This is a genomic window from Spirulina sp. LEGE 11439 (assembly GCF_059821285.1).
In genome coordinates, this window is sequence record NZ_JCAMRX010000016.1 from 11,576 (window position 1) to 35,564 (window position 23,989).

A 23,989-nucleotide genomic window follows, 5' to 3' on the forward strand; every position below is an offset into this window, starting at 1 on the left:
AACAATCACTCAAGCGGAAAGTAGGAAAATAAATATTCCCACTTTCCGCTAAAATCACATTAATCTCTGGAGATCGAAAATGGTCAAAATTGCAGTTGTTTAATTTGCCAAGAAAATAAGCCTTTTGAGGCAATTTGGAGGGTACTTTTTTAACAATTTGGAGGCGATAATGATTACAATTCGTAAAGCTGAAGAAAGAGGGCATGCTAATCATGGCTGGCTGGATGCGAATCATACCTTTTCTTTTGCCAGTTATTACAATCCCGAACAAATGGGTTTTAGAAGTCTGCGAGTAATTAATGAAGATCGGATTACTGCGGGGGCAGGCTTTGGGACTCACAGCCATCAAGATATGGAAATTATTACCTACATTCTCGATGGAGCATTAGAGCATAAAGATAGTCTCGGGAATGGGTCAATTATTCAACCCGGGGAAGTTCAGCGTATGAGTGCAGGAACGGGAATTTCTCATAGCGAATACAATCACTCTCAACGAGAAGACGCTCATTTATTGCAAATCTGGATTTTACCTGATAAAAAAGGAATTGAACCCAGTTACGAACAAAAGAGATTTTATCTCGAAAAAGACCCCGGAAAACTGCATCTTGTAGCAGCAAAAAATGGAAAAAATGATGCAGTTACCGTGCATCAGGATATGGAATTGTATGCAGGAGTTTTGAAAACTGGCGATCGCATCTCCCATTCTCTGGCTGCCAACCGTCACGCTTGGTTACAAATCGCTCGAGGTGAAATTAATCTCCAAGGAATGCCTCTCAAAATCGGCGATGGGGTTGCCATTAGTGAAGAAACAGAATTATATCTTGAAGCAACAAAAGATGCAGAAATATTACTCTTCGATCTTGCTTAATTGAATGAGATCGGGTGGAATACACGATAAGGTCATGCACCGATAGATTGAGTCTTTGGTGTATTACCTTATCAAACGAGATCCAAAGAAAGCAAGCCTCTCTCCCCATCCCTCCGCAAATACGCAATAATAGAGAGCAATCTAGAGTAAAATATAGCCTCTTCCATTCAACTCTGCCGTTTGCCATGAATAGCCCTTTCCTCGATCGCCTAAACAGTCCTCAACGTCCCGTTATTGTCTTTGACGGTGCAATGGGAACAAATCTGCAAGTTCAGAATTTAACCGCAGCAGATTTTGGTGGGGAAAAATATGAAGGGTGCAACGAATACCTCGTTCAGACTAAACCAGAAGCCGTAGCAACGGTTCATCGCGACTTTTTGGCAGCAGGTGCAGACGTTATCGAAACGGATACCTTCGGGGGAACACCATTTGTTCTGGGAGAGTACGATCTGGCAGACCAAGCATATCATCTCAATAAAATTGCCGCAGAACTCGCCAAGAAGGTCGCCGCAGAATATTCAACCCCTGAAAAACCCCGGTTTGTTGCTGGCTCGATGGGACCGGGGACAAAACTCCCGACCTTGGGTCATATTGATTTTGATACCCTCAAAGCGTCCTATCTCGTCCAAGTAGAAGGATTAATCGATGGTGGTGTAGATTTACTCCTCATAGAAACTTGTCAGGATGTCTTGCAAATTAAGGCGGCATTAAATGCGATCGAAGAAGTTTTTCAAAATAAGAAAAAGCGCCTCCCTCTCATGGTTTCCATCACAGTAGAAATAATGGGAACGATGTTGGTTGGGACGGAAATTAGTGCAGCCTTAACGATTTTAGAACCCTATTCTATTGATATTTTAGGGCTAAACTGTGCGACCGGTCCCGATTTAATGAAAGAACATATTAAATATTTATCAGAATATTCTCCCTTTATTGTTTCTTGTATTCCTAATGCGGGTTTACCCGAAAATGTTGGCGGACAAGCGCATTATAAATTAACGCCGATGGAATTGAGAATGTCATTAATGCACTTTATTGAAGACCTTGGCGTGCAAATTATCGGTGGTTGTTGCGGTACTCGTCCCGCACACATTCAACAACTTGCAGAAGTTGCTCAAACGCTGACCCCAAAAGAACGGATTGCAAATTACGAACCTTCTGCTGCCTCAATTTATAGTTCTCAACCTTATATTCAAGATAATTCTTTCCTCATTGTTGGCGAAAGACTGAATGCAAGTGGCTCAAAAAAATGCCGAACTTTGTTAAATAAAGAAGATTGGGATGGGTTAATTGCTTTAGCTAAAGCTCAAGTCAAAGAAGGCGCACATATCCTCGATGTTAACGTAGATTATGTCGGGCGAGATGGGGTTAAAGATATGAACGAACTTGCTTCTCGCCTCGTTAATAATGTCACTCTGCCTTTGATGTTAGACTCCACAGAATGGGAGAAAATGGAGGCGGGTTTAAAAGTTGCGGGGGGAAAATGTATTCTCAATTCCACCAACTATGAAGATGGCGAACCGCGTTTTTATAAAGTGCTAGAATTAGCAAAGAAATATGGTGCGGGAGTCGTTATCGGAACAATTGATGAAGATGGCATGGCACGGACGGCAGAGAAGAAATTTGCGATCGCAAAACGAGCTTATCATGCAGCCGTTGAGCACGGAATTCCCGGACGCGAGTTATTTTTTGATTCCCTCGCTTTACCGATTTCAACCGGGATTGAAGAAGATCGAGCCAATGGCAAAGCCACGATTGAATCCATTCGTCATATTCGCACAGAATTGCCCGATTGTCACATTATTTTAGGGGTTTCTAATATTTCCTTTGGTTTGAATGCAGTCGCGCGTCAAGTGCTTAATTCTGTCTTCTTGCACGAAGCCATGCAAGTCGGATTAGATGCTGCCATTGTTAGCGCCAGTAAGATTTTACCCCTTGCTAAAATTGATGACAAGCATCAGAAAATCTGTTGGGATTTAATTTACGATCGCCGAGAATTTGACGGCGATGTTTGCACCTATGACCCTCTGATGAAATTAACGGAACTGTTTGCCGGTCAGAAAGTTAAGAAAGGGGAAGCGATCGATCTCAATCTTCCCGTTGAAGAACGCCTGAAACAGCATATCATTGATGGAGAACGCATCGGTTTAGATACCGCCTTAGAAGAAGCCTTACAGCAATATCCACCGTTACAGATCGTTAATACTTTCCTTTTGGATGGCATGAAAGTCGTCGGAGAATTATTCGGTTCTGGGAAAATGCAGCTTCCTTTTGTCTTACAATCTGCCCAAACCATGAAAGCTGCCGTTGCATATTTAGAGCCGTTTATGGACAAGGAAGAAAGTGCAGGGAATGCCAAAGGAACGGTAGTCATTGCGACTGTCAAAGGAGATGTTCACGATATTGGTAAAAATCTGGTTGATATTATCCTCTCAAATAATGGCTATGAGGTTATTAATCTCGGCATTAAACAACCCGTTGAAAATATTATTCAAGCCTATGAAGAGAGTAATGCCGATTGTATCGCCATGAGCGGATTATTGGTCAAATCTACGGCATTCATGAAAGATAATCTCGAAACATTTAGCGATCGCGGCATTACCGTCCCCGTTATTTTAGGGGGTGCGGCATTAACGCCTAAATTTGTTCATCAAGATTGTCAAAATGCTTACAAAGGTCGGGTTGTTTATGGAAAAGATGCTTTTTCCGATCTGCATTTCATGGATAAATTAATGCCCGCCAAAAATGCACAAAATTGGGATAATGTCAAGGGTTTTTTGGGGGAATTTGCAGAAGAAAACCATATCCTCAAAAATGGTTCTCAAGGATCTAATATCGATATTGTAACAACAGAAGAAAAAGACGAGAAAAGTCAAGAACCTGAAATTATTGATACGCGACGTTCTGAAGCTGTCGATATTGATATTAACCGTCCTACACCTCCTTTTTGGGGAACGACAATATTACAACCAGACGAGATTCCCTTAGAAGAAGTTTTTGAGTATTTAGATTTACAAGCACTATTTGTGGGACAGTGGCAATTCCGCAAAACTAAAGACCAATCCAAGGAAGAATACGATGCTTTTGTACAAGAAAAAGTGCAGCCAATTTTGGCAGAATGGAAACAGCGCATTTTAGAGGAAAAATCCTTACATCCGACCTTAATTTACGGTTATTTTCCCTGTCAATCTGAAGGCAATACTCTTTATATCTACGATCCGGAGAATCCCGAACAAAAACAAGAAGTTGCTCAGTTTAAATTTCCCCGACAAAAAGATAAGCGACGTTTGTGCATTGCTGACTTTTTTGCACCGAAAGGATCGGAAATCATTGATGTGTTCCCCATGCAAGCGGTGACAATGGGAGAAATTGCCACGGAATACGCGAAAAAGCTGTTTGATTCTGATGACTATACCAACTATCTTTATTATCACGGTATGGCAGTACAAACCGCAGAAGCGCTTGCAGAATGGTCTCATGTTCGGATTCGGAAAGAATTAGGATTTGCAGACCAAGAACCGGATAATATTCGTGATGTTTTAAAACAGCGATATCAAGGTTCTCGCTACAGTTTTGGGTATCCTGCTTGTCCTAATATTCAGGATCAATATAAACAGTTGGAATTGTTGGGATGCGATCGCATTAATTTATACATGGATGAAAGCGAACAATTATATCCCGAACAATCCACCACAGCGCTGATTACTTATCATCCTGTGGCAAAATATTTCAGTGTATAGTTACTGGAATTGACGAGTAAACAGGTCGTCCGTCTCGTGCAACCCTAGGATAACGTACCAGATAGTCCTTGCCCATCGTGTAAGCACGCTGCCATTCATCTTCTAAGATTTTTTGCTTGCGGGCTTTAATACGTTTGTAATCATTGGTGACAAATTCAGCGATAATCGGGTGAAAACCCGACCATTGTCCCGTATTGTTAGGCCCCAAAATCAGATCTGAATCGTAGGTTGGTGAATCATCATAGCAGTTCACTGTTAGTAACCGCGCTCCATCAGACAAGTGGTACTGATGAACGAAATTATTAGGGAAATGAAGCATTGCAATACAATCAAGTTCGTCAGTATAGGCAGCGATGAGGAGCGGAAATGTAGAAACGACAACCGCAGCACGACTATCACCATTTTGAAGTTGTTCTTCAATATAGATGCGTTCTGGCCAGCCAATATGAAGGATCGACATTGAGGACTTCCATAATCCACGCAAGCCATATAAATCGGGACGCAGCACTCGTAATTTATCGTGCGAGAGCATAATTTGGCCGGGATCTGATGCAAAAGTTGTATCATTCAGTGTTCGAGTTCGGTTTCTGTTATTCATTGTTAGAACACGCTTCAGAAAGCATAACTTATACCTAATAATATCCTTACATTAACAGAAACCAAACTCAATAAACTCTTTGGGAGATAAGGCGATCGCATCCCTCTCTGCTAATTTGTTTTTATTCTGCCTCGCAAAAAAAGCCGTACAAATAATTTTTCCATTTCCACCCAAACAAACATCAAACTACTAAATCCTAAACAGATCAATAATTGTTCCCCTGTTAAGACTTGCGTGCCAAAGAATTCTCGCAAGAAAGGGACGTAGACGATCGCCAATTGTAAAGCCGTCGTTACCACCACCGCCCATAACAAAGAAGGATTGCTAAAGAGATTCATTTCGATCGTCAAGCGAGAAAAAGACCGTGCCGCGATCGCGTGTCCCATCTGTGCCAAACAAAGGGTCGTAAACACCATCGTCTTCCAACTTTCCGGATGCTCCGTACCCAGCGCTTCGTGATAAGATAACACCATCAAGGTAATGGTAAAAATGCTGAAAATAATGCCAATTCGCACAATATAAGACCCCAATCCTCGGGCGAAAATACTTTCATTGGGATTGTGGGGCGGCTGTTTCATAACATTAGGAGAAGCGGGTTCTACCGCAAGAGCTAAAGCCGGCAAACCATCGGTAACGAGATTCATCCAGAGAATTTGTAAAGGGGTAAGGGGGACTCCCGATAACCCCAAAATTGGCGCGGAAGCAATGGTAATCACCTCCCCCACATTGCTCCCCAAAATGTATTTAATGAAGCGGCGAATATTGGTATAAACCACCCGTCCTTCTTCCGTCGCTGCGACGATGGTGGCAAAGTTATCATCCAGCAACACCATATCGCTAGCTTCCTTACTCACATCCGTCCCGGTAATACCCATCGCAATGCCGATATCCGCCTGTTTGAGAGCGGGGGCATCGTTAACCCCATCCCCTGTCATAGCCACGAAACGATTGCGGGTTTGCAGGGCGCGGACGATGCGAAGTTTGTGTTCTGGGGAGACCCTTGCATAGACGCTAACTCGTTCTACTTCTAACTCTAAATCCTGTTGAGACAGTTTTTCTAACTCTTGTCCCGTTAATGTGAGAGTTCCTGCGTCAGCAATGCCGAGTTCCTTCGCGATCGCCTGTGCTGTTAACGGGTGATCTCCCGTGATTATAATCGGACGAATGCCGGCTTCTCGGCTGTGCTGGACGGCAATGGCGACTTCCGGGCGAGGCGCATCGATCGCTCCAGTTAACCCCAACCAAATCATCTCTTGTTCGGGATCTTCTTCTGAATTGACTTGGGGAAGTTCGTCAACCACCTTGTAAGCAAACCCCAAAACCCGCAACCCTCGTGCCGCCATTTGGTTGTTAGCGTTGAGAATAGCGTGACGGCGATCGGGGGTGAGGGGTTCAGTTTCATTCCCCAACTGATATTCTTGACAGCGACCGAGGAGAATTTCCGGCGATCCTTTAGAAAATAAACTGTAAGATTCCCCGTACTCGTTATCCAAACAGATCGCACTCATGCGCTTGCGTTCGGAGGAAAAGGGCAATTCAGCCACGCGCTGAAAGCGAGATTTGAGGCTTTCTTGTTCTAACCCCGCTTTTCCGCCTAAAGCCAGTAACGAGCCTTCTGTGGGATCCCCTAAAATATGCCATTCATTATCTTCATAACGCAAAAGAGAATCATTGCAGAGGACGGCGGCTACGAGTAAGGCTTGTAATTCCGGCCGATCTTGCGTTGCGATCGCCTCTCCTTCTTGATAAAACTCCCCCACCGGTTCGTAACCGTCCCCCATAACCGCAACCGTCCCTCCTACCGTTGCGACTTCTCGGACGATCATCTTATTTTGCGTCAGGGTTCCGGTTTTGTCGGAACAAATGGTGTTAACGCTGCCCAAAGTCTCCACAGCGGGGAGTTTGCGGATGAGGGCGTTACGCTTGACCATGCGCTGGGTACCGAGGGCGAGGGTGACGGTAATGACGGCGGGCAACCCCTCCGGCACTACCGCTACCGCCATACTGAGAGAGATTTCCACCAATTCTCGCAGGGGACTCCAATTTCCCGCTTTTAGCACCCCGATCGCAATGACCAAGGCGACCAAAAGCAAAGAGCCTGTGACGAGAACGTTCCCTAAGTGGGTCATGCGCTTCTGTAGCGGGGTTTTCTCATCTTTTACCCCTTGAATCATTTCGGCGATTTTCCCCAGTTCTGTCACCATTCCCGTGCCGGTGACGATGATTTTCCCGCGCCCCTGCACCACTTCCGTCCCGGAAAAGACCATATTGACGCGATCGCCGAGAGGGGTATCGGCGGCTAAAGGAATGCTCATGCGCTTATTTACCGCTTCCGACTCTCCCGTTAACGCCGACTCCTTAATCTGTAAATTGGCAGCCTCGAGCAGTTGCCCATCGGCAGCCAGTTGGACTCCAGCTTCGATCAGAAGAATATCCCCCGGGACGAGTTCGGCGGCATCAACTTCTCGGGGTTGTCCTTCTCGCAACACTCGCACTCGGGAAGAAGCCATTTTCTTCAAGGCCGCGAGAGCCGCTTCGGCGCGAACTTCTTGCACGTATCCCAATATGCCGTTAAGAATAACGATAAAGAGAATCGCCGCCGTATCTTTAAACGGCAGACCGCTCGTGAGTTCTCCACTTTGCAGGGAGAGAAAATCCAAAACCCCGGCAATCATGGCCACGGCAATCAGCATTAACAGCATGATATTGCTAAACTGATCCAGAAAAATTTGCCAGCGCGTGCGTTTGACGGTTTCTTGCAGTTCGTTACGTCCGTAGTAGCGCGATCGCACTTCGACTTCTGTTGCGCTTAAGCCGCGATCGGCATCGCTCGCCAAAGTTTTCAGGGTATCATCTGCACTGGAGGTGTGCCAGTCTCGAGCCAGATCGGGTAAAGAAGGGGTAGAGGTTGATGAAGTCACGGGTATCAAGAAACGACGGTCGATGATCAATTATCAACGAAAAATCCCCTTAAAGGGGCGATCGCGCTTTCTCAACAAAAGTAAAGGGCAGAGTGGTTAGCTCTACCCCGATATTCTCACCAATCAATATTGAGTTTGTATCGCACTACGATGGCGTATTTCTCTCTCTGTGTTTCTCTGTGACTCTGTGGTTCATTTTCTTCATGTCCTAACGTAATTTGCGTAATGCTATATCGTGCGCTCTGAAGCGATGGCAATCTTAGAGAGCGGCATAAGCAAAACTCACATTAAATTTACGACACCAAATCACAACGGATTGATAATCCTCTACATTGAGATATGCCGGTAATTCGTAGCGTTGCGCTCCATTAAAACTATTCAGAGCAGAAAGGGTAAAATAATCATTTTCATTGAGATTGACCCCAACAGTATTATGACGATGGAGAACAATATTAACATCGGGACCTTGTGCTGTGCTAAAAGCGGCATCGAGTTCGAGGTAACTTTTGCCATTTTCGCGGACAATGCGAACGTTTCCTGTCGTGGCTTTTTCTTGCTTGACGGTGACGAATTGACCCGAAGCTAAAACGTTTTGATTTTGAGCGACTTGTTGAGAGGGTTCAGCCCGGACGAGGGCAGGATTAAAAGTTGTTTCCACCGTCGTCCCGATGAGTAAAGTAGAAGCGATCGCGAGAGCAGAAAAAGCGTTAAATTTCATCAGTGAATCTCCTAATTGCGTTGTCCGACACTCATAAGAATAAGCACAACATTTGGGAAAGAACTGAAGAGATTCCCATAAATGCCTAGAAAAATACCGAAGCAAAATTTAGGCAGAGTTCAGGGAAGTCTCAGGAAAAGAAGCGATCGCGCCGGAAATAGCAAAGTTTTCGCGATCGATGCTATTATCGCTCTATCTTGAATCGAACGACATGAGAAAGCCGCGCTACTCCTCGCCCTCTCGTCCCAAGCGCAGGGTACGCAAACGACCCGCCCTTCCTCCACCCTCTCTCCCTCCCGGTAGGATGGCAGCATCCCCTCATTTTGACTATCCCGTTCGCGTTCGTCGGCGCAGAGTTCGTCGCAAGCACCTCTTTCGCAAACGCCTGCGATCGCTGCTAATCTTCTTGGTGATTTGTTGGCTTATCTTTGCGATCGTCGCCAAACCCGTCGGTTATTTTCTCCGTGCCGTTCAGTATTCTTCTGTGGGTTGGATGCGGACGGAATATCTCTGGATTCAACCCCAAACGCTGGCAAGCGAACAATTTCAGGAAACGCGAGAACTCATTGACACCCTCGAATCTCCCGGCATTCAAGCCTTAATTTCTGCCTCTCGCCAAGAGGGTCAAGTCTGGTGTACTCTTGAATTCCCCCAACAATGCTTGCAGGATTTAAGACGGCGCTTATCGTTAATTTATCAAGATTTGAGCAAGGCGGGCATTAATCCTGCCAGCGATCCTCACGCGGTTCTCAATGCCCTCGATTTGTACCAGTCGGGAGTTCGTAATGGCAGTCGTCGCTTCCCTCAAGCCTATGTTGCGGCGAAGAAACAAGGCAAAAATAGCTTTAAGGCTTTAGTTCGTGCCAGAGTTCGCATCCTCAGTAACGGCAGTCCTTTCGATCGGCAATTGGCTCAGAAACAATGCCCTCCCGAACAACGCCAGAGTGATTGCCTGCTGATTCAACAACGCGATCGCGTCAGAGCAATTCAATCTTTCCTACAGCCCTATCTTCAGCCCGAGTTCATCCCACCGACGGAAGGCGTTCTTTCTCAAGGATTTCACCTCTATCACGAAGGGATCGATCTCGCTAATAAAATCGGCACCCCTGTCGTTGCCTCTGCGGAAGGAGAAGTGATTGTTTCGGGATGGGATGAGTGGGGATTGGGAGAATCGGTGAAAATTCGTCACAAGGATGGCAGTATGACGGTCTACGGCCACAATCGTAAGTTATTAGTGCAGAAAGGAGAATGGGTCGAACAAGGACAGGAAATCGCCACGATGGGCAATAGCGGTAATTCGACGGGTCCTCATTTACATTTTGAAATTCACATTCAAGGTAAAGCGATCGATCCTGCACCTCTCGCTAAGATCGATTAGCTGTTGTACCTAAAATCCCTTTGAGGGGGTTAAGCGCTTTTTCTTCTAAGTTTTTGCCCCGTACCCAGAGAACAGTACAAAATCCGAAGATCGATAGCCAAAATAGAGATATTTGCCACCATTCCAAAGATAAGCGATCGTACAGCGCAAAGGACATAAAACCCACGACAATTGGCAACCAACAAAACCAAGGAAAAGCCAAGATCGAAAAGAATCGTATCCATCCTAAATCTGCTCCCTCTTCAGCTTTATACCAAATTCCCAAACCCCAGCCAAAAGCTAAAGCCAAAGCCCCAGCCACAGTCACAGCCACAGTCAAAGCCCCAGCCACAGTCAAAGCCCCAGTCCCAACCACAGTCTCAAGCCCAGCCACAATCAAAGCCCCAAGCCCAGCCACAGCCCAAGCCTCAGCCCAAGCCTCAGCCTCAGCCACAGTCAAAGCCATAGTCAAAGCCCCAGCCACAGCCCCAACCGCAGCCAAAGCCCCAACCACAGCCACAGTCAAAGCCCAAGCCAAAGTCTCAAGCCCAGCCAAAGCCCCAACCACAGTCAAAGCCCCAATCACAGTCAAAGCCCCAACCACAGTCAAAGCCCCAGCCCCAGCCCCAGCACCAGCCCCAGCCCCAGCCTCAGCCTCAGCCTCAGCCCTAGTCAAAGCCACAGACAAAGCCACAGACACAGCCAAAGCTACAGCCATAAATAAAGCTGTTACCTCTTCCCCAACTCGGTTTTTTCTGAATAGCTGTAGCCATTCCTTGCCAAAAGTCAGAAATCCCAAGAAACCTAGTTTTATCAATAACTTTGAAGTTGGCTCTGATTTATCCCGCTCCAATCGGATTTCCTGCCATAAAACTATCAAAAAAGATAAGACAACGACGATTGCCATTGCCATTAAGCTATTGAGCCACTTTTCTGGCTGACTAATCATAATGGTGAATATTTCAAAAACAGCCCCTAAAGAAATTAAGACAACGATGATTAAAATGACCCTATATTCTCGACTATTTTGAAATTTATATTCTATTTCTTCATAAATATTACGCCAGTCATTAGGGAAAGGAGAACGATATTTAATTAAACGAGATAATAGTGCAAATTGTAACTCGGGTGTCAGACTCTTAAAAAGATATTGCCAACGTTCAGTCGGCTCGATTTGACCGACAACTCGATCGCTAAACTTTTCCCGAGCGTCTAAATCTGTTTCAAGTAAAACACTGTCTAATTCCTCGTTAAAGGAATGTAAACGGGTCTGGTTAATTTCGTTTCGCAACTGGATCGCGCACAAGGGAATAACTAAGCGAGGATCGAGTTTCAAAGGGATTTTGGGAATATCATCAGGAGAACTTTCAATAATTGCAAAAGCAATGTTCTTAACTCTGACAGAGAACCCCGAATTTTCTGAAGTTTCAAACGGTTGCCAAATCCAATCCAAGTCCGTCTCGATACCCTCTTCTGGCTTGTTCTCCTGCCCGAAGACTCGATTTTTGAGTTGGCGAATAAATCTTGATAACATCGGTCTTCTTTCAGGATGAGGGACGATTACGGTTCAGATTGACTTGCTTCTAACTGCTCCAAAAGGCCGGCTAACCGGTAAGCGGCTCGTCCTTTTAATTGGGGATTGTTCTGTAGCCGTTCGAGAGCCTCAGCCGCTTCAGGTAAAGCAATGTCGCCCAGATCGTCCACTGCCTCTAAAAAGACCCTTTGAGCCACAATTTCGAGCGTAGCAACTGCTAACCCTCCCATTTTGATTAACGCTTCCCGTATTTCCTTAAAATGAGGCCGATCTGGATCGTAATAACTGGCTAATTTTTCTACGGCTTGGGGTAAATTAGTCATGGACAAGGCTTTAGCCGCCGCTTTTTTGATATCTGAACTCCCTCCATTGGCTAACTGTTCCGTTAAAAACTCAAATAATTCTTTCCCTCTGGGACGAAGCAAATCGGCGGCGACCGACCCAAAAGCACCGATCTCTCCTTCATCTTGTCCCAGTTGTGCTTTAAAGCGATCTATAATCTGTTGAGCAAGTTGCTCGTCTACTTCTTGAGCATCTGCCAAACACTCAAATCCAGTCAGAGGATCCTGTTGATATACCGCCTCAATTAAAGCGGTACTATTGTTCGCCAACCCGCACCATAACTTGACAATCTCTCGCCAGTCGCTAGGAGCCTCGTTCCATCGTTGAATTAACTCATCTTGCTTGTCTATCAAGGCTGCTCCTACAAAATATTCTTGCAGGGTGAGGTGAGTAAACCGATAACTCTTTCCACCATCAACAGAAAATAATAATCCACTGCGATCGACAATTTCATCAAAGAGGGAGTCGGCTTCTTCTGGCTTCAGATTTAATTGAGGTAAGACCTGTTTGACCTGTGCTAAGAGTTCGGGACGGGGGCGATCGCGGCGATCTTGTTGTTGACGATTCGCACTATCCTGAGCATAGAGGGCTAAATGTTGGAGAACCCGTCGCTTATTGACTCCTCTATATTGATTGGGGATATTTCTTTCTTGGTCGCGCAACTCTAATAAAACATCGGTTGCTTTCGTATAAAATTCTGCTCTCGAGTGTGGCAAAACAAAGGGCGTATCCGTGTAAAGATAAGCAATAATGGTTAACAGTAGGGGATTCCTTGCAAGAGCCATAATTTTCGGGCGATCGCGTAAGGTTTTAATCAATTGCGCCACTGACTTATCCAGTGGCATTTGCAATTTCCATGCTTGCAAAAAACGGCGAATGTCTCGATCCGTAAATTCGACAATTTCTAAGGTTTGCTCGACAATATTGACAAACTCATTATTATAAACTGCCGTCCGACAGGTAATAATTGCTCGACATTCTTTGTATTTGTCTAGCAAGTCCTTCAGACACCGAACAACGCGAGAGCGCACGCTGCTATTCACCTCATCCAACCCATCCAAGAGCAACATTAACCGCCCCTGTTTTAAGCTGTGAGAGACAAAACGCTTAGCATTGGGAAAATCATTGCGATCGCAAGTATCTACTAAATGTTGCTCTAACTTTTCTACCGTCAGATTGGCATCGGTGAGGCGGTTCAATTCCAGTAAGATTAGCACGGGACGATCCGGTAAATGGCTTAGCCGTCCTTCAGAATATGAAAGTGCTAGATACTTTAATAACATCGATTTCCCTGAACCTGGCGCACCTTCAACCATCAAGCGACGGTATTTTTGCACCGCATCTTCCGCTTCAATCAAAGAACTATTATTCGTTCTCGATACTTTTAAAGGAACATAAACTTCCCGCATTTCTAAGGGAAGATTCGGACGAAAAGGGATTTTAAGTTTTTGATATTTATCAATTAATGCCTGTCTATACTTTTTGAGAGCAATATCCTCAAAAAATCGCGTTCCAGCAAATTTTTTATAAACCCAGTTACCAATTTTTTCTAAAGACTGATTGAACCAGTTTCTTAGGTTTTCACTAATAGCCGCCCCTACAACACCACTGAGGAGAAGCATCACAAGAAAAGGTATCCAAGTGGGGAATTTATGGCGATCGTATTCCGTTTCGTAGATATCCCATAATTCATCTGTTTGAAAACAAGAACTCTTAGAATTTCGATCTTGATACAAGTTTTTAATATCAACAATCTTCTTTTTCTTTTTATCAGTATTGAAAAAGTTAAAGCGATCGACTTTAGCATCTTTGTTTGCTCTAGTTTGAATATCTATTTCCAGTTGTTCGCAGGGAATCAAAGCCGGAGTCGTTTGAGCAGAGACCGATACAATCCTTCCTAACGAGAGCAAAACAGCAAGCGTCAGGATGAAAATTATCAAAAATTTTTGTCTTTTAAATTGAATAGATTTCACTGTCCCCACCTTTTTCTCACACTTCTCACACTTTTAATCTATTCGAGTGCCATTCCTGCCACCAAACAGTAGCCACCTATTTTATCAATTGAATAATCAGTTTTCTTCATACCTTAACAAATCTCCCGGCTGACACTTTAAAACCCGACAAAACTTCCCCAGCGTATTCCTATCCAAGCGGGGAGGCATTTCATAAGTATTCACAAGCTTGTTAACGGTGACGGGATGCAGGCTCGCTTGTTCGGCTAGTTGCTTGTAGTCCAACTCGCGATCTGCCATCATTGCTTTCAATCGCCATTTTATGGTCATGGTAAATTAATCAATTCTGCTTATCTCTAAACCGTAACACATAATTTATTAATCGAAACGCTTGAAAGAAATTCTTACCGAGGATGAGTTTCTTTCTCTCACAAGCGATCGCCTTGCTGGCTGCAACAACTCGCGATCGCTAGGAGTCTTGTTGCACTGCGATCGCAAGTTTGACTCCATCCAGTTGTCGCAGGCGATCCATCACTTCGACAACCCGTCCGTGGTTGGTTTGTTCGTCTGCATTAATTAACACTGTAGTTTCGTCGGATGCAAGCAAGGGACGGATAGCATTTTCAATTTCTGCGAGGGAGGTGGGTTGGCGATTGAGAAAAATTCCCCCTTGGGCGTTAATGGTTAAGGTCACTCGCGTCTCATTTTGAACCGATGCGGTAACGGCTTCAGGTAAGTTCACGGGTAGGCTTTCCGAACGAGTTAGATTGAGACTGGAGATGATAAAAAATGCCAAGATTGCAAAGATAACATCAATGGCGGGAATAATGTTCAAGGAAAACGGGCGATCGCTTTCTTCGGGGAGTTTCATTGTTTGAGTTACGTGTCATAGGTAATAGGGTAATACAAAAAAAGCGATCGCCTCGAAATGATGCGATCGCCATTTGACTTCCTAGGAAAAGAAAAAGTTAAAGAGTTGATAGTTTATTGCTTTTTGCGACGAAAACCCAAACCACCGAAGGCAAACGCAGCTAAACCGAGAAGCGTACCGGGTTCGGGAACATCAACGACATCGCTACCGCCATCGCCACCGCTACCGCCATCACCACCGCTACTGCCATCACCACCGCTACCGCCATCACCACCGCTACCACCATCACCACTGTTACCACCATCACCACCGCTACCACTGTCGCCGCCACCGTCGTTATTATAGTCAAAATACTCTTGCAGATTGCCGCCGATAAGTTTATCGCTTCCGCCGTTAATATTTGTTCCATCAACAGCTTTGAAACGAGCAGCAGTCGTTAAATAACCATCTTCAACAAAGCCATCTGTAAACCATTGTTCGAGTTCCGCAGCACTGGCAAAATCGGTAGGATTCAAATTGAAAGTTACGGTTTCAGAAGCACCTGCATTTAAACCATCTCTCGGGTTGCCTGTGGACAATAAATTTCCACTCGTAATCAAACCAATATCGAAAGTAATGTCATTTAAGCTAACATTTCCCCAGCCGTCGCCATCTATCGCCGTTGAAGAAGAAGTCCCGCCACTTAGAGAGGTATCGTCATAAACGATTTCATCAAAAGCCGGATCCCCAAGGCTGTAGCTGACAATGTTTAACTTGTCGGTTAAATCTCCGTCGGCAAAATCAAAACCCACACTCAGAAACTCTGACTCATTTGCCCCATCTGTTGTCAGCCCTTCGGTCATATTGGCTTGTCCGGTAGTGTTGGTTAGGAGCAAGTCCAGTTGGATGCTACCATCTGCCAAGTCGGTAAAAGTAAAGTCTACGCTAGCTGATGCGCCGGTTGCTGGGTCATTGGTGCTGCCAAAGTAACCATTGTAACCAAGGGTAAAGGCTTCGGCTGGAGCGGCAAACGTAGCAGCAGCAACTGCTAAACTTGCGGTAAAGAGAGAAGAATTGATGATTTTGGGGAAGGTCGCTTTCATTATTTTTTACCCGGTTGGTTTGTCGTACAAATTAAAGTTTGAGTGCAAGAGAGAAGCTGATATTAATAAGTGTTTTTTTGACTAATCGTTGTAGGTTGTTACTTTTTCTCTCGATTTCGTTACTTTTTTATCCTAGAGAAGATGAATATTGATGTCCATCCCAAAATTCAATTCTTGATGCAATCTTTATACAGTGCTTAATTAAAGTAAAGCTCTTGTAAACTTTCACATCGGTGAAAATTGACGACAACACAATTGATTTTGACGAAATATTGTTTTTTTCTCTTAGTATTTATTCGGAAAAGATACTCAGAGCGATTATTATTTGTCTGTTTGAGTTTTTTTGTTGAAGATTATAAACTTAAAAATACACAAATCAAGAAGGACACCTTCATATTTCGAGGAAGGTGCTTGCATAAATGGTTGAGAGATTTAGCGTATTTACTGAATCCCGATGGAGATTGGCGCGATCGCGGATTTCTTTCTGTAATTCCCTCAGATTCTGTCATATGGGTTTAGCGTCTCGCGATCGCACTTTTCATCTAAATTGGTTTTACGTTTAACTCAAGCTGCCATTGGCTCAGCGATCGCTCCCAACTCTCCTCCCATTTTTGAGCAAACAGAGATTTCGCTTGACGACCCATTTCCCAACCCCGAGCGATCGCCTCGAGTAAAGGCGGTAGGCTCTCCGGTTCAAAGAGCGTTATCCCGATTAAACTATTAGCAACTAACATGGTTGCGAGAGGATAGGGAAATTGTCCCAAATGAAAGGCTTGCAAGCCAATTTCACCAATAGAAGACGCATCGAATCCTGTAATCGCGTGCCAAATATCGTGAGTCTGACTCAATCGGGCTTCTATATAGCTGGCATCAGAGTTAATGTCCATGCCAATATGTAAATTAGGATTGAATCCTTGTGCCGTTACGTTAGTAGCATAAATATAGCCGAGAGAATCTTTTGGGTAAGACAAAAGCTTTGGCAAGTCATGGGTTGGAGGAAGATACCGTTCCTGAATTAAAGCAGCACAATCGGGATCTTGCGCGAGAAATTGAGCGGCCAAGTCGAAGGAAGGAGTTTGCAGTAACGCATCATCCAGTTCTCCCACTGTTGCTAAACTCTCGTCTCCCCATAACATGGCCAAAAAAGCCTTACCGATTCGCATCATTTGCCAGTCATTATTTAAGTTTTGCATGAGTTCCTTGAGGATAGAAGTTTGCGCGATCGCTTGATTTGATTGAGTTTTGGGATAGTCGATCCAAGTCATGGGTTTGACTCCAATTTTTTATATCAAACGCTCGTTATATATCAGCGCAAAAAAAATATTTACGCGATCGCCTCTGACTCGATACTGACGATCGCCTGTTTCTCGAAATAGGCGCTTAACATCGCCATCAAGAAATCCACTTGTTCGGCAAACAGTTCCAAGTCAAGTGCAGACAACTGTTCGCAGAGAATTCCATCGATCGCCGTGCGGATAAAACGGGCAATTTTGAGATCGTCGATGCCGAGTAAATTGGCGATCGCTTGTTGATATTGCCCGATAATCCTGTGGAGAATCAGAGCGTTTTGCTTTTCCTCAACATCGTAATGTTGGTAGAAATCCAGCCAAATCGCCTCTGCTGCAATTAAATATTCCGCATTGTCAACCAGAATTTGCCCGAAAACTGTAATCCGTTCTGACAACGTTTTATCGCGATCGATCTGCTGTTGCATTGCCCATACATCTCGATCGGCAATCTCTTCCACCAATTGCGCGAACAGGTCTTTTTTGCTGGCAAAGTAGTGGTAAAGCGTTCCTGTAGACACCCCCAAGGCTTCAGCAATTTGACGAGTAGTGACATTCGCATATCCTTTCTCGGCAAAGAGAAAGAAGCATTGTTGCAGGAGAGTGCGGCGATATTGTTCGGCATCAACGACTTTAGGCATCTGATTAATATCGAGCGCTTGTTATATAAAATCTAACGCAATAGAAATAAATTCGTCAAGAAGATCGATCGTTATCGTCACAAGAATCTGCATTTTCGTCGCGATCGCTTTAGCAAAAGCGCTACAATAAAAAGGTTTTCGCAAAAAACTCAAAAACCAGAACCAAAACAATAAGGTCTCAAGCCTCCCGCTTTAACAATCCGAACTGATAACTGATAACTGAAATGACTGCATCCCGCAAATACCACATTACAACCTTTGGCTGTCAGATGAACAAAGCTGACTCGGAACGCATGGCTGGCGTTTTTGAGGACATGGGGTGGCAATGGTGCGAAGATCCTAACGGTGCAGATGCAATTCTCTACAACACCTGTACGATTCGGGATAATGCCGAACAGAAGGTTTATTCTTATTTAGGCAAACAGGCGAAACGCAAGCACAAACAGCCGGATTTAACTTTAATTGTCGCGGGATGCGTCGCCCAACAAGAAGGAGAGCAACTTTTGCGACGGGTACCGGAATTAGATTTAGTCATGGGGCCCCAACACGCCAACCGTTTGCGGGATTTATTGGAACAGGTGTTTGCAGGGAATCAAGTCGTTGCCACAGAACCGATCCACATTGTCGAAGATATTACTAAACCCCGCCGAGATAGCAACGTGACCGCTTGGGTGAATGTCATCTATGGTTGCAATGAACGCTGCACCTATTGCGTCGTTCCCAACGTGCGCGGAGTCGAACAGTCTCGCACCCCCGAGGCGATCCGGGCGGAAATGGAAGAGTTGGGAAGACAGGGATATAAGGAAATCACGCTTTTGGGACAGAATATCGACGCTTACGGGCGCGATTTACCCGGAAGCACCCCGGAAGGTCGCAACAAGCATACCCTCACGGATTTGCTCTATTTCGTCCATGACGTGCCGGGGATCGATCGCATTCGTTTTGCCACCAGTCACCCCCGCTATTTTACCGAACGATTGATTCGTGCCTGTTACGAATTACCCAAGGTCTGCGAACATTTTCATATTCCCTTTCAGTCGGGAGATAATGCCCTCCTGAAAGCAATGGCACGGGGATATACTCACGAAAAGTACCGCCGCATCATTGCTAAAATTCGCGATTATATGCCGGATGCGTCCATTAGTGCCGATGCGATCGCAGGATTCCCGGGAGAAACGGAAGAACAGTTTGAGAATACGTTAAAATTAGTTGAAGATATTGGGTTCGACCAATTAAATACGGCAGCTTATTCCCCTCGTCCCGGGACTCCCGCCGCGTTATGGGACAATCAATTATCGGAGAATGTGAAACGCGATCGCTTACAACGGTTAAATCGCTTGGTGGAAGTGAAGGCCGCCGAAAGAACTCAGCGCTATGCCGGACGGATCGAGGAGGTTTTAGTCGAAGATCGCAATCCTAAATATCCTTCTCAGGTGATGGGACGGACGCGAGGCAATCGTTTGACATTTTTTGAGGGAGATATCGAGGCGTTGAAGGGGGCGATCGTGCGAGTGAAAATTACAGAAATTCGAGCCTTTAGTTTGACAGGAGAACTTTTGGACGTTCCTGCGCTGGTTTGAAGAAAGTTCACCACAGAGGTACAGAGAACCCAGAGAGAGGAAGATGTCCTCATTGGTCATGCTATAAAAAATGCGATCGCACTCACAATATGGCAACGCGATCGCATTTTTCCAAGTTAAATAATTATGCTTAAATTATTCAATCTTCAACCACTACCACCACGGTAATATTATCAGAGCCGCCATTTTCCTTAGCTTGTTCTACCAATCCCTTCGCAGCTTCCTCACAGTTTTCGCTCTCCATGAGAAACTCTTGAATCGAAGGATCTGGGACTTCTTCCGTTAATCCATCACTACACAACAACAAGCGATCGCCGCCCTTAACCTCTATCTTTTGAATTTCAATATGTTGCAGATCCTTGCGCCCGAGACATTGAGATAAAACGTGCCGCCAAGGATGAATCCGCGCCTCCTCTGGGGTCAAATCCCCCATTTTCATCGCCCGTCCCACCCAAGTCTGATCTTCCGTCACCTGCTCGAGTTCTTCTCCGCGTAGGCGATATAAGCGAGAATCGCCAATATGAGCAGACCAAGCGCGATCGCGGCGGAACATAACAATCACAATCGTCGTCCCCATATCCGATCGCTCGGGATGCTCCTCTTGATCGTCTAAAATTCCTTGATTGGCATCCTCGATCGCCTCTGTTAATAATTCCTCCGAGTCGATTTTACGATCCCAGCGATCGTTCAGGTAAGCCTGAATGGATTGTGTGGCAATACGACTGGCTTCTTGACCGCCAGCATGACCTCCCATTCCATCGGCGACGATGAAAAAGCGCCCTTGTGGATCGATGTAATAATCATCCTGATTGACAGATCGAAGAACTCCAGTATCGGTTAGCCCCGTGAAGCGACGTTTCATATTGATTGAATCTCAAACAAGTTTGACGAGGATTACGGCAGGCGATCGGTGCGGTCGAGTTTTCGCATCAGCCTCAAAATTAAGAGACTCAGCACGGCGGCAACCCCAGCAACAATGACTGCCAAAATAATTTTATCGTTTACTAAGAGGATAGTAGCAGATAGCGTAAATGCCCCAACTAATAAAGTATAGTTGGTCAACAGCTGAACCGCACTTAATTTTCGTAACAAGCGATCGGATTCCGTCGATCGCACCCGCACGCGGATATCTCCCCGCTCTAATTTTTCGATGGTATCCTCAATCCGTCGCGGCAGTCCCAATGCCGTACTGCTCACTTGGGCAGCTTGTTGTCCCAATTTATCGAGGAGATTGCTGTTTTGTCCGTTGGTGTTGGTCATAATATCCAGTGCAAAAGGTTTGGCGACTTCCATAAAATTAAAATCTGGGTCTAAACCCTTACCCACGCCTTCCAAGGTCGAAAATGCTCGCATGACAAAGGTAAAAGTAGCGGGAAAACGAAAGGGTTGATCGTAAGCAATTTCGTAGAGATCCTCCCCGATCGCATCAATGGACTGATCCTCAAAAGGCTTATCCATAAAGTTATCCAGCATATATTGAATCGATCGCCGCACTGGGGATAAATCTCCTGTGGGTTGCAGGGCTTCTAATTCAATTAAAGAGGCAATGACGCGATCGGCATTTTTTTCCGCAATACCGAAGAGGGTTTCCATCAAACCTTCCCTCACATTGGCCTTAATGCGTCCCATCATGCCAAAATCGTAAAAAATCATCGCCCCATCCGGTGCGACGGCAATATTACCGGGGTGGGGATCGGCATGGAAAAAGCCATCATTTAACAACTGCCGGAGATACGCCTCCGCCCCCAAACGGGCGAGGAGCTTGCGATCCAGTCCTGCCGCTTCGATCGCTTCGTGGTGGCTGATTTTAATCCCCGGCATATATTCGAGGGTGAGGACGCGGGGAGAAGCATAACGCCAGTACACCCGAGGTACATTTACCCAATCCAAATGCCGGAAATTACGCCGAAAGTTATCGGCATTGCGCCCTTCGTTAAGATAGTCCGTTTCTTCCCAAAGAATTTTGCAACATTCCTCATAAATCCCCATCCAATCTCGTCCCTTGCCCCAATAGGGATGATTTTGGAAATATTGGGCAATGCGTTTGAGAATGGCTAAATCGATGGTAAAAAGCTGTTTTAAGCCCGGTCGCTGTATCTTAACAACCACCTCTTCCCCGCTATGGAGTTGAGCTTTGTGAACTTGTCCCAAACTGGCGGCGGCGAGGGGAGTGGGCTCAAAACTGCGGAAAAGTTCGTTCGCCGATTTTCCCGTATCTTCCTGAATGATGGCGGCGGCTTGTTCGTAGGAAAAGGCGGGAACTTGGTCTTGCAGTTTGCTGAGTTCAGCGACATATTCTGTCGGAAATAAGTCCCCGCGAGTGGAGAAAAGCTGACCGACTTTAATAAATGTCGGCCCCAATTCCAAACAAGTCTCTCGCAACCAAACCGCTTGTTTTTGGCGGCGTTTTTGCCGTTTTTCTTCGCTGTAGCCCCCGGGATAAGACCATTTTTTACTATCCCACCATAATTCCGTTAAGAAAGTGAGAACTGCTCGCCAGATATCGGCACGCCGACGAAAACGAGAGTAATTTTTGCGATTCCAACGGTATTTACTTTTCCCTCGCTCTGGACGGGCAAGGCGATCGCTCGGTTCAACAATAGCGGAATATTGGTTTTCAGTTGGAGGGGAAGATAGGGCAGACACTTTTTAAGTTAAAAGGAGGATTTAAAAGAGTTAAAAAAACTAAAAAAAAGACCAGATAAACTGGCAAGGAGTTTTAAGTGCGCCTTAAGTCGGGGGATTCCGATGGGCATTCAGGGCCGATCGCAGGCTGGCAATTTCCGCTCGCAGATCGTCGATAGTTTCTTGCAGATCTCCGGAACTCTCGCCATTGCCGGTTTGTCCCGTTGCCATACCTCCCGTATTGGCTTCGGCCATTTCGCGATCGGCTCTGGCCATCGTTTCTTCGGCCAATTGCCGAAATTTCTCGCGCTGTTCGGCATCAAATTTACCGAGTTCGCTCAGGGCATTGGTAAAAGCATGTTCGGCTTTTTCGCCCAAGACTTCTGCAAAGGCTCTACCAATAAAAAAGGAACGAGTAACAGGATTGCTCATGGGCGGCTCTTCTTGACATTTTGTAACAAAATTATAACTTAAATCAAGACCGGATCGGAATGAGGAGTATTTTCTAGATGGGCTGAGTTTTTTAGCGATCGCTTTCCTTCGCTTCCTCCTGAGTCGAGGGCAGCCAAAGCGTTACTCTTGCTTCCAATCCTCGATCGGAGGGAAAGATTGCTCGTTGTGCCAAAAAGTTGAACCCGCTTCAGTGGGGCGGTTGAGTCGTAAGGATAAACCAAAACCCGCCCCTGCTGAAGCCGCGATCGCGCTGGTCATCAATAATGCACCAACCGGAAATCTGAGTTTTTCGCTGGGTTTGGTGCGATCGGCTTTAGTGGATTTTTTGCGAGATTTTTGTGTTTTTTTCTGCCGACGAGGGGTTTTCCCGACGACCTCTGTAGTTTTGGGTTTGGTTTTTTGGCGTTTCTCTGATTTTGGCTGAGGAGCAGGTGTTGCTGCGGGTTCGAGTTCTTCCAAAGATGCCGGAGAATTGCTTTTTTGCGAAGCCGAGAAAGATGGCAGTTCGACAGTGGGAGGTTGTGCAGAGGAAGGTTCTTCACGAACGGGAATATCTTCGGATTGTGGGCTTTCTGGGGTAACTTCTTGTGCCACAGGAGTCGGTTCGACAACGGGAGCGGGATGCCACTGAGATAACCATGATTCTACGGTTTGCGATCGCTGCTCGGGGGCGGATAATCCTTGTAAAATCGCGGCTTTAATTTCTGGGGTGACACCTTCGGGGAATTTTTGCCATTTTTCCGGGGGAATATGTTCTAGTAAAGGAACCGGCGGTAAGGGATTTCCTGCCAGTAGGAAGTAAAAGACAGCACTGAGGGCGTAAATATCCGTGGCTGTGGAAGTTTTTCCCTTGGGATCGTACTGTTCGATCGCGGCATATCCCGGGGCGATTAGGTTGGCGTGGGTTTGGCGAATTTCGGGGGTAAGGTCGCAGGTCATTCCCAAGTCTACCAACACCACATCATCGGTTTCGGGACGATAAATAATATTGCGGGGTTGAATGTCGAGATGTTGTAGTCCGGCATCATGAAGGGTGGAGAGAGCAGAAGCGATTTGCTCGATCCAACCTTTAGCACGAGATTCAGAAACGGGTCCTTCGGCGGCGATTTTATCAGCAAGATTCTGACCGAGAATGCGATCGTAGACAACATAGGGAATGCCTTCTTCGGCGAAACTTTCCCAAATTCCGGGCAAGTGAGGATGGGAAATTTGGGAAAAGCGTTGGCTGAGGTCGAGAAAATGCTGACAGAAGCGATCGAAGTTGGGATGATCGTGGAGATTTGCCGCTAAGGTTTTGATGGTGACGGGTTGATTGGAATTGACTTCAAGGGCTGGATAGGTGGTGCTGAAGATGCCTTGGCCGATGGAATCTTCAAGGCTGTATTTAAAGTCGTTTTGGGTGGCAGTTGTCATGGGTTTGATGT

At 45.6% G+C, this 23,989-nt stretch carries 18 protein-coding genes; 4 read left to right on the plus strand and 14 right to left on the minus strand.

Annotation, left to right across the window (positions count from 1 at the left end):
- The first annotated feature begins 169 nt into the window (after window positions 1-169).
- Window positions 170-868, plus strand: coding sequence for a pirin family protein (locus AC6RV6_RS12900; protein ID WP_500241256.1), 699 nt, complete (start codon window positions 170-172; stop codon window positions 866-868).
- A 185-nt stretch (window positions 869-1,053) separates the two neighbouring features.
- Window positions 1,054-4,605, plus strand: a complete 3,552-nt coding sequence (gene metH, locus AC6RV6_RS12905) for a methionine synthase (protein ID WP_500241257.1) — start codon at window positions 1,054-1,056, stop codon at window positions 4,603-4,605.
- On the opposite strand, the gene AC6RV6_RS12910 is transcribed toward metH, so the two are convergent.
- From AC6RV6_RS12910 to AC6RV6_RS12920, 3 genes are all read right to left on the minus strand, one after another.
- A complete protein-coding gene (locus AC6RV6_RS12910; RefSeq protein ID WP_500241258.1) occupies window positions 4,595-5,137 on the minus strand; it encodes a hypothetical protein in 543 nt (180 codons plus the stop codon). The two genes, metH and AC6RV6_RS12910, sit on opposite strands and share 11 nt — an antisense overlap.
- A gap of 176 nt (window positions 5,138-5,313) precedes the next feature.
- Window positions 5,314-8,124 carry a cation-translocating P-type ATPase gene (locus AC6RV6_RS12915; RefSeq protein ID WP_500241259.1) on the minus strand — a complete coding sequence of 937 codons (2,811 nt, stop codon included), beginning with the start codon at window positions 8,122-8,124 and terminating at the stop codon, window positions 5,314-5,316.
- Between the two features lie 259 nt (window positions 8,125-8,383).
- The gene (locus tag AC6RV6_RS12920; RefSeq protein WP_500241260.1) at window positions 8,384-8,842 is read right to left on the minus strand and encodes a DM13 domain-containing protein; all 459 of its coding nucleotides are present in this window, start codon (window positions 8,840-8,842) and stop codon (window positions 8,384-8,386) included.
- 211 nt (window positions 8,843-9,053) lie between these two features.
- Between AC6RV6_RS12920 and AC6RV6_RS12925 the strand changes: the two genes are divergently transcribed.
- Window positions 9,054-10,220, plus strand: a complete 1,167-nt coding sequence (locus tag AC6RV6_RS12925) for a peptidoglycan DD-metalloendopeptidase family protein (RefSeq protein ID WP_500241261.1) — start codon at window positions 9,054-9,056, stop codon at window positions 10,218-10,220.
- On the opposite strand, the gene AC6RV6_RS12930 is transcribed toward AC6RV6_RS12925, so the two are convergent.
- The 7 genes from AC6RV6_RS12930 to AC6RV6_RS12960 form a co-directional block, all read right to left on the minus strand.
- Window positions 10,207-11,733 (minus strand): hypothetical protein, encoded by a 1,527-nt coding sequence (locus AC6RV6_RS12930; RefSeq protein WP_500241262.1) that lies wholly within the window; start codon window positions 11,731-11,733, stop codon window positions 10,207-10,209. The two genes, AC6RV6_RS12925 and AC6RV6_RS12930, sit on opposite strands and share 14 nt — an antisense overlap.
- Before the next feature lie 26 nt (window positions 11,734-11,759).
- Complete coding sequence (locus tag AC6RV6_RS12935; RefSeq protein ID WP_500241263.1) at window positions 11,760-14,057, minus strand: NACHT domain-containing protein; 2,298 nt, start codon at window positions 14,055-14,057, stop codon at window positions 11,760-11,762.
- Window positions 14,058-14,144: 87 nt separating this feature from the next.
- Window positions 14,145-14,357: a helix-turn-helix domain-containing protein gene (locus AC6RV6_RS12940; RefSeq protein WP_500241264.1), complete on the minus strand. Its 213-nt coding sequence runs from the start codon at window positions 14,355-14,357 to the stop codon at window positions 14,145-14,147.
- Between the two features lie 139 nt (window positions 14,358-14,496).
- Complete coding sequence (locus AC6RV6_RS12945) at window positions 14,497-14,898, minus strand: ExbD/TolR family protein (RefSeq protein ID WP_500241265.1); 402 nt, start codon at window positions 14,896-14,898, stop codon at window positions 14,497-14,499.
- 113 nt (window positions 14,899-15,011) lie between these two features.
- Complete coding sequence (locus tag AC6RV6_RS12950) at window positions 15,012-15,980, minus strand: PEP-CTERM sorting domain-containing protein (protein WP_500241266.1); 969 nt, start codon at window positions 15,978-15,980, stop codon at window positions 15,012-15,014.
- A gap of 542 nt (window positions 15,981-16,522) precedes the next feature.
- Entirely contained in the window at window positions 16,523-17,173 is a 651-nt protein-coding gene (locus AC6RV6_RS12955; RefSeq protein ID WP_500241337.1) for a Coq4 family protein, read from the minus strand.
- 131 nt (window positions 17,174-17,304) lie between these two features.
- On the minus strand, window positions 17,305-17,907 hold the full coding sequence (locus AC6RV6_RS12960) for a TetR/AcrR family transcriptional regulator (protein WP_500241267.1): 603 nt from the start codon (window positions 17,905-17,907) through the stop codon (window positions 17,305-17,307).
- Window positions 17,908-18,131: 224 nt separating this feature from the next.
- Here AC6RV6_RS12960 and miaB point away from each other — a divergent pair, with 224 nt between their 5' ends.
- Window positions 18,132-19,487 (plus strand): tRNA (N6-isopentenyl adenosine(37)-C2)-methylthiotransferase MiaB, encoded by a 1,356-nt coding sequence (gene miaB / locus AC6RV6_RS12965; RefSeq protein WP_500241268.1) that lies wholly within the window; start codon window positions 18,132-18,134, stop codon window positions 19,485-19,487.
- A 139-nt stretch (window positions 19,488-19,626) separates the two neighbouring features.
- Here the strand turns inward: miaB and AC6RV6_RS12970 are convergent, their stop codons facing one another.
- From AC6RV6_RS12970 to AC6RV6_RS12985, 4 genes are all read right to left on the minus strand, one after another.
- Entirely contained in the window at window positions 19,627-20,349 is a 723-nt protein-coding gene (locus AC6RV6_RS12970; RefSeq protein ID WP_500241269.1) for a Stp1/IreP family PP2C-type Ser/Thr phosphatase, read from the minus strand.
- A 32-nt stretch (window positions 20,350-20,381) separates the two neighbouring features.
- The gene (locus AC6RV6_RS12975; RefSeq protein ID WP_500241338.1) at window positions 20,382-22,088 is read right to left on the minus strand and encodes an ABC1 kinase family protein; all 1,707 of its coding nucleotides are present in this window, start codon (window positions 22,086-22,088) and stop codon (window positions 20,382-20,384) included.
- A 129-nt stretch (window positions 22,089-22,217) separates the two neighbouring features.
- Window positions 22,218-22,544: a DUF6825 family protein gene (locus AC6RV6_RS12980; RefSeq protein WP_500241270.1), complete on the minus strand. Its 327-nt coding sequence runs from the start codon at window positions 22,542-22,544 to the stop codon at window positions 22,218-22,220.
- A gap of 141 nt (window positions 22,545-22,685) precedes the next feature.
- A complete protein-coding gene (locus tag AC6RV6_RS12985) occupies window positions 22,686-23,978 on the minus strand; it encodes a serine/threonine protein kinase (protein ID WP_500241271.1) in 1,293 nt (430 codons plus the stop codon).
- Between the last annotated feature and the right edge of the window lie 11 nt (window positions 23,979-23,989).

Excerpts from the sequence above, each read along its gene's own strand:
- AC6RV6_RS12970 (WP_500241269.1), bottom strand. The coding sequence starts at position 20,349 with ATGAAACGTCGCTTCACGGGGCTAACCGATACTGGAGTTCTTCGATCT.
- miaB (WP_500241268.1), top strand. The coding sequence starts at position 18,132 with ATGACTGCATCCCGCAAATACCACATTACAACCTTTGGCTGTCAGATG.
- AC6RV6_RS12925 (WP_500241261.1), top strand. The coding sequence starts at position 9,054 with ATGAGAAAGCCGCGCTACTCCTCGCCCTCTCGTCCCAAGCGCAGGGTA.
- AC6RV6_RS12985 (WP_500241271.1), bottom strand. The coding sequence starts at position 23,978 with ATGACAACTGCCACCCAAAACGACTTTAAATACAGCCTTGAAGATTCC.
- metH (WP_500241257.1), top strand. The coding sequence starts at position 1,054 with ATGAATAGCCCTTTCCTCGATCGCCTAAACAGTCCTCAACGTCCCGTT.
- AC6RV6_RS12930 (WP_500241262.1), bottom strand. The coding sequence starts at position 11,733 with ATGTTATCAAGATTTATTCGCCAACTCAAAAATCGAGTCTTCGGGCAG.
- AC6RV6_RS12940 (WP_500241264.1), bottom strand. The coding sequence starts at position 14,357 with ATGACCATAAAATGGCGATTGAAAGCAATGATGGCAGATCGCGAGTTG.
- AC6RV6_RS12900 (WP_500241256.1), top strand. The coding sequence starts at position 170 with ATGATTACAATTCGTAAAGCTGAAGAAAGAGGGCATGCTAATCATGGC.
- AC6RV6_RS12955 (WP_500241337.1), bottom strand. The coding sequence starts at position 17,173 with ATGCAAAACTTAAATAATGACTGGCAAATGATGCGAATCGGTAAGGCT.
- AC6RV6_RS12980 (WP_500241270.1), bottom strand. The coding sequence starts at position 22,544 with ATGAGCAATCCTGTTACTCGTTCCTTTTTTATTGGTAGAGCCTTTGCA.
- AC6RV6_RS12960 (WP_500241267.1), bottom strand. The coding sequence starts at position 17,907 with ATGCCTAAAGTCGTTGATGCCGAACAATATCGCCGCACTCTCCTGCAA.
- AC6RV6_RS12920 (WP_500241260.1), bottom strand. The coding sequence starts at position 8,842 with ATGAAATTTAACGCTTTTTCTGCTCTCGCGATCGCTTCTACTTTACTC.
- AC6RV6_RS12945 (WP_500241265.1), bottom strand. The coding sequence starts at position 14,898 with ATGAAACTCCCCGAAGAAAGCGATCGCCCGTTTTCCTTGAACATTATT.
- AC6RV6_RS12910 (WP_500241258.1), bottom strand. The coding sequence starts at position 5,137 with ATGCTCTCGCACGATAAATTACGAGTGCTGCGTCCCGATTTATATGGC.
- AC6RV6_RS12950 (WP_500241266.1), bottom strand. The coding sequence starts at position 15,980 with ATGAAAGCGACCTTCCCCAAAATCATCAATTCTTCTCTCTTTACCGCA.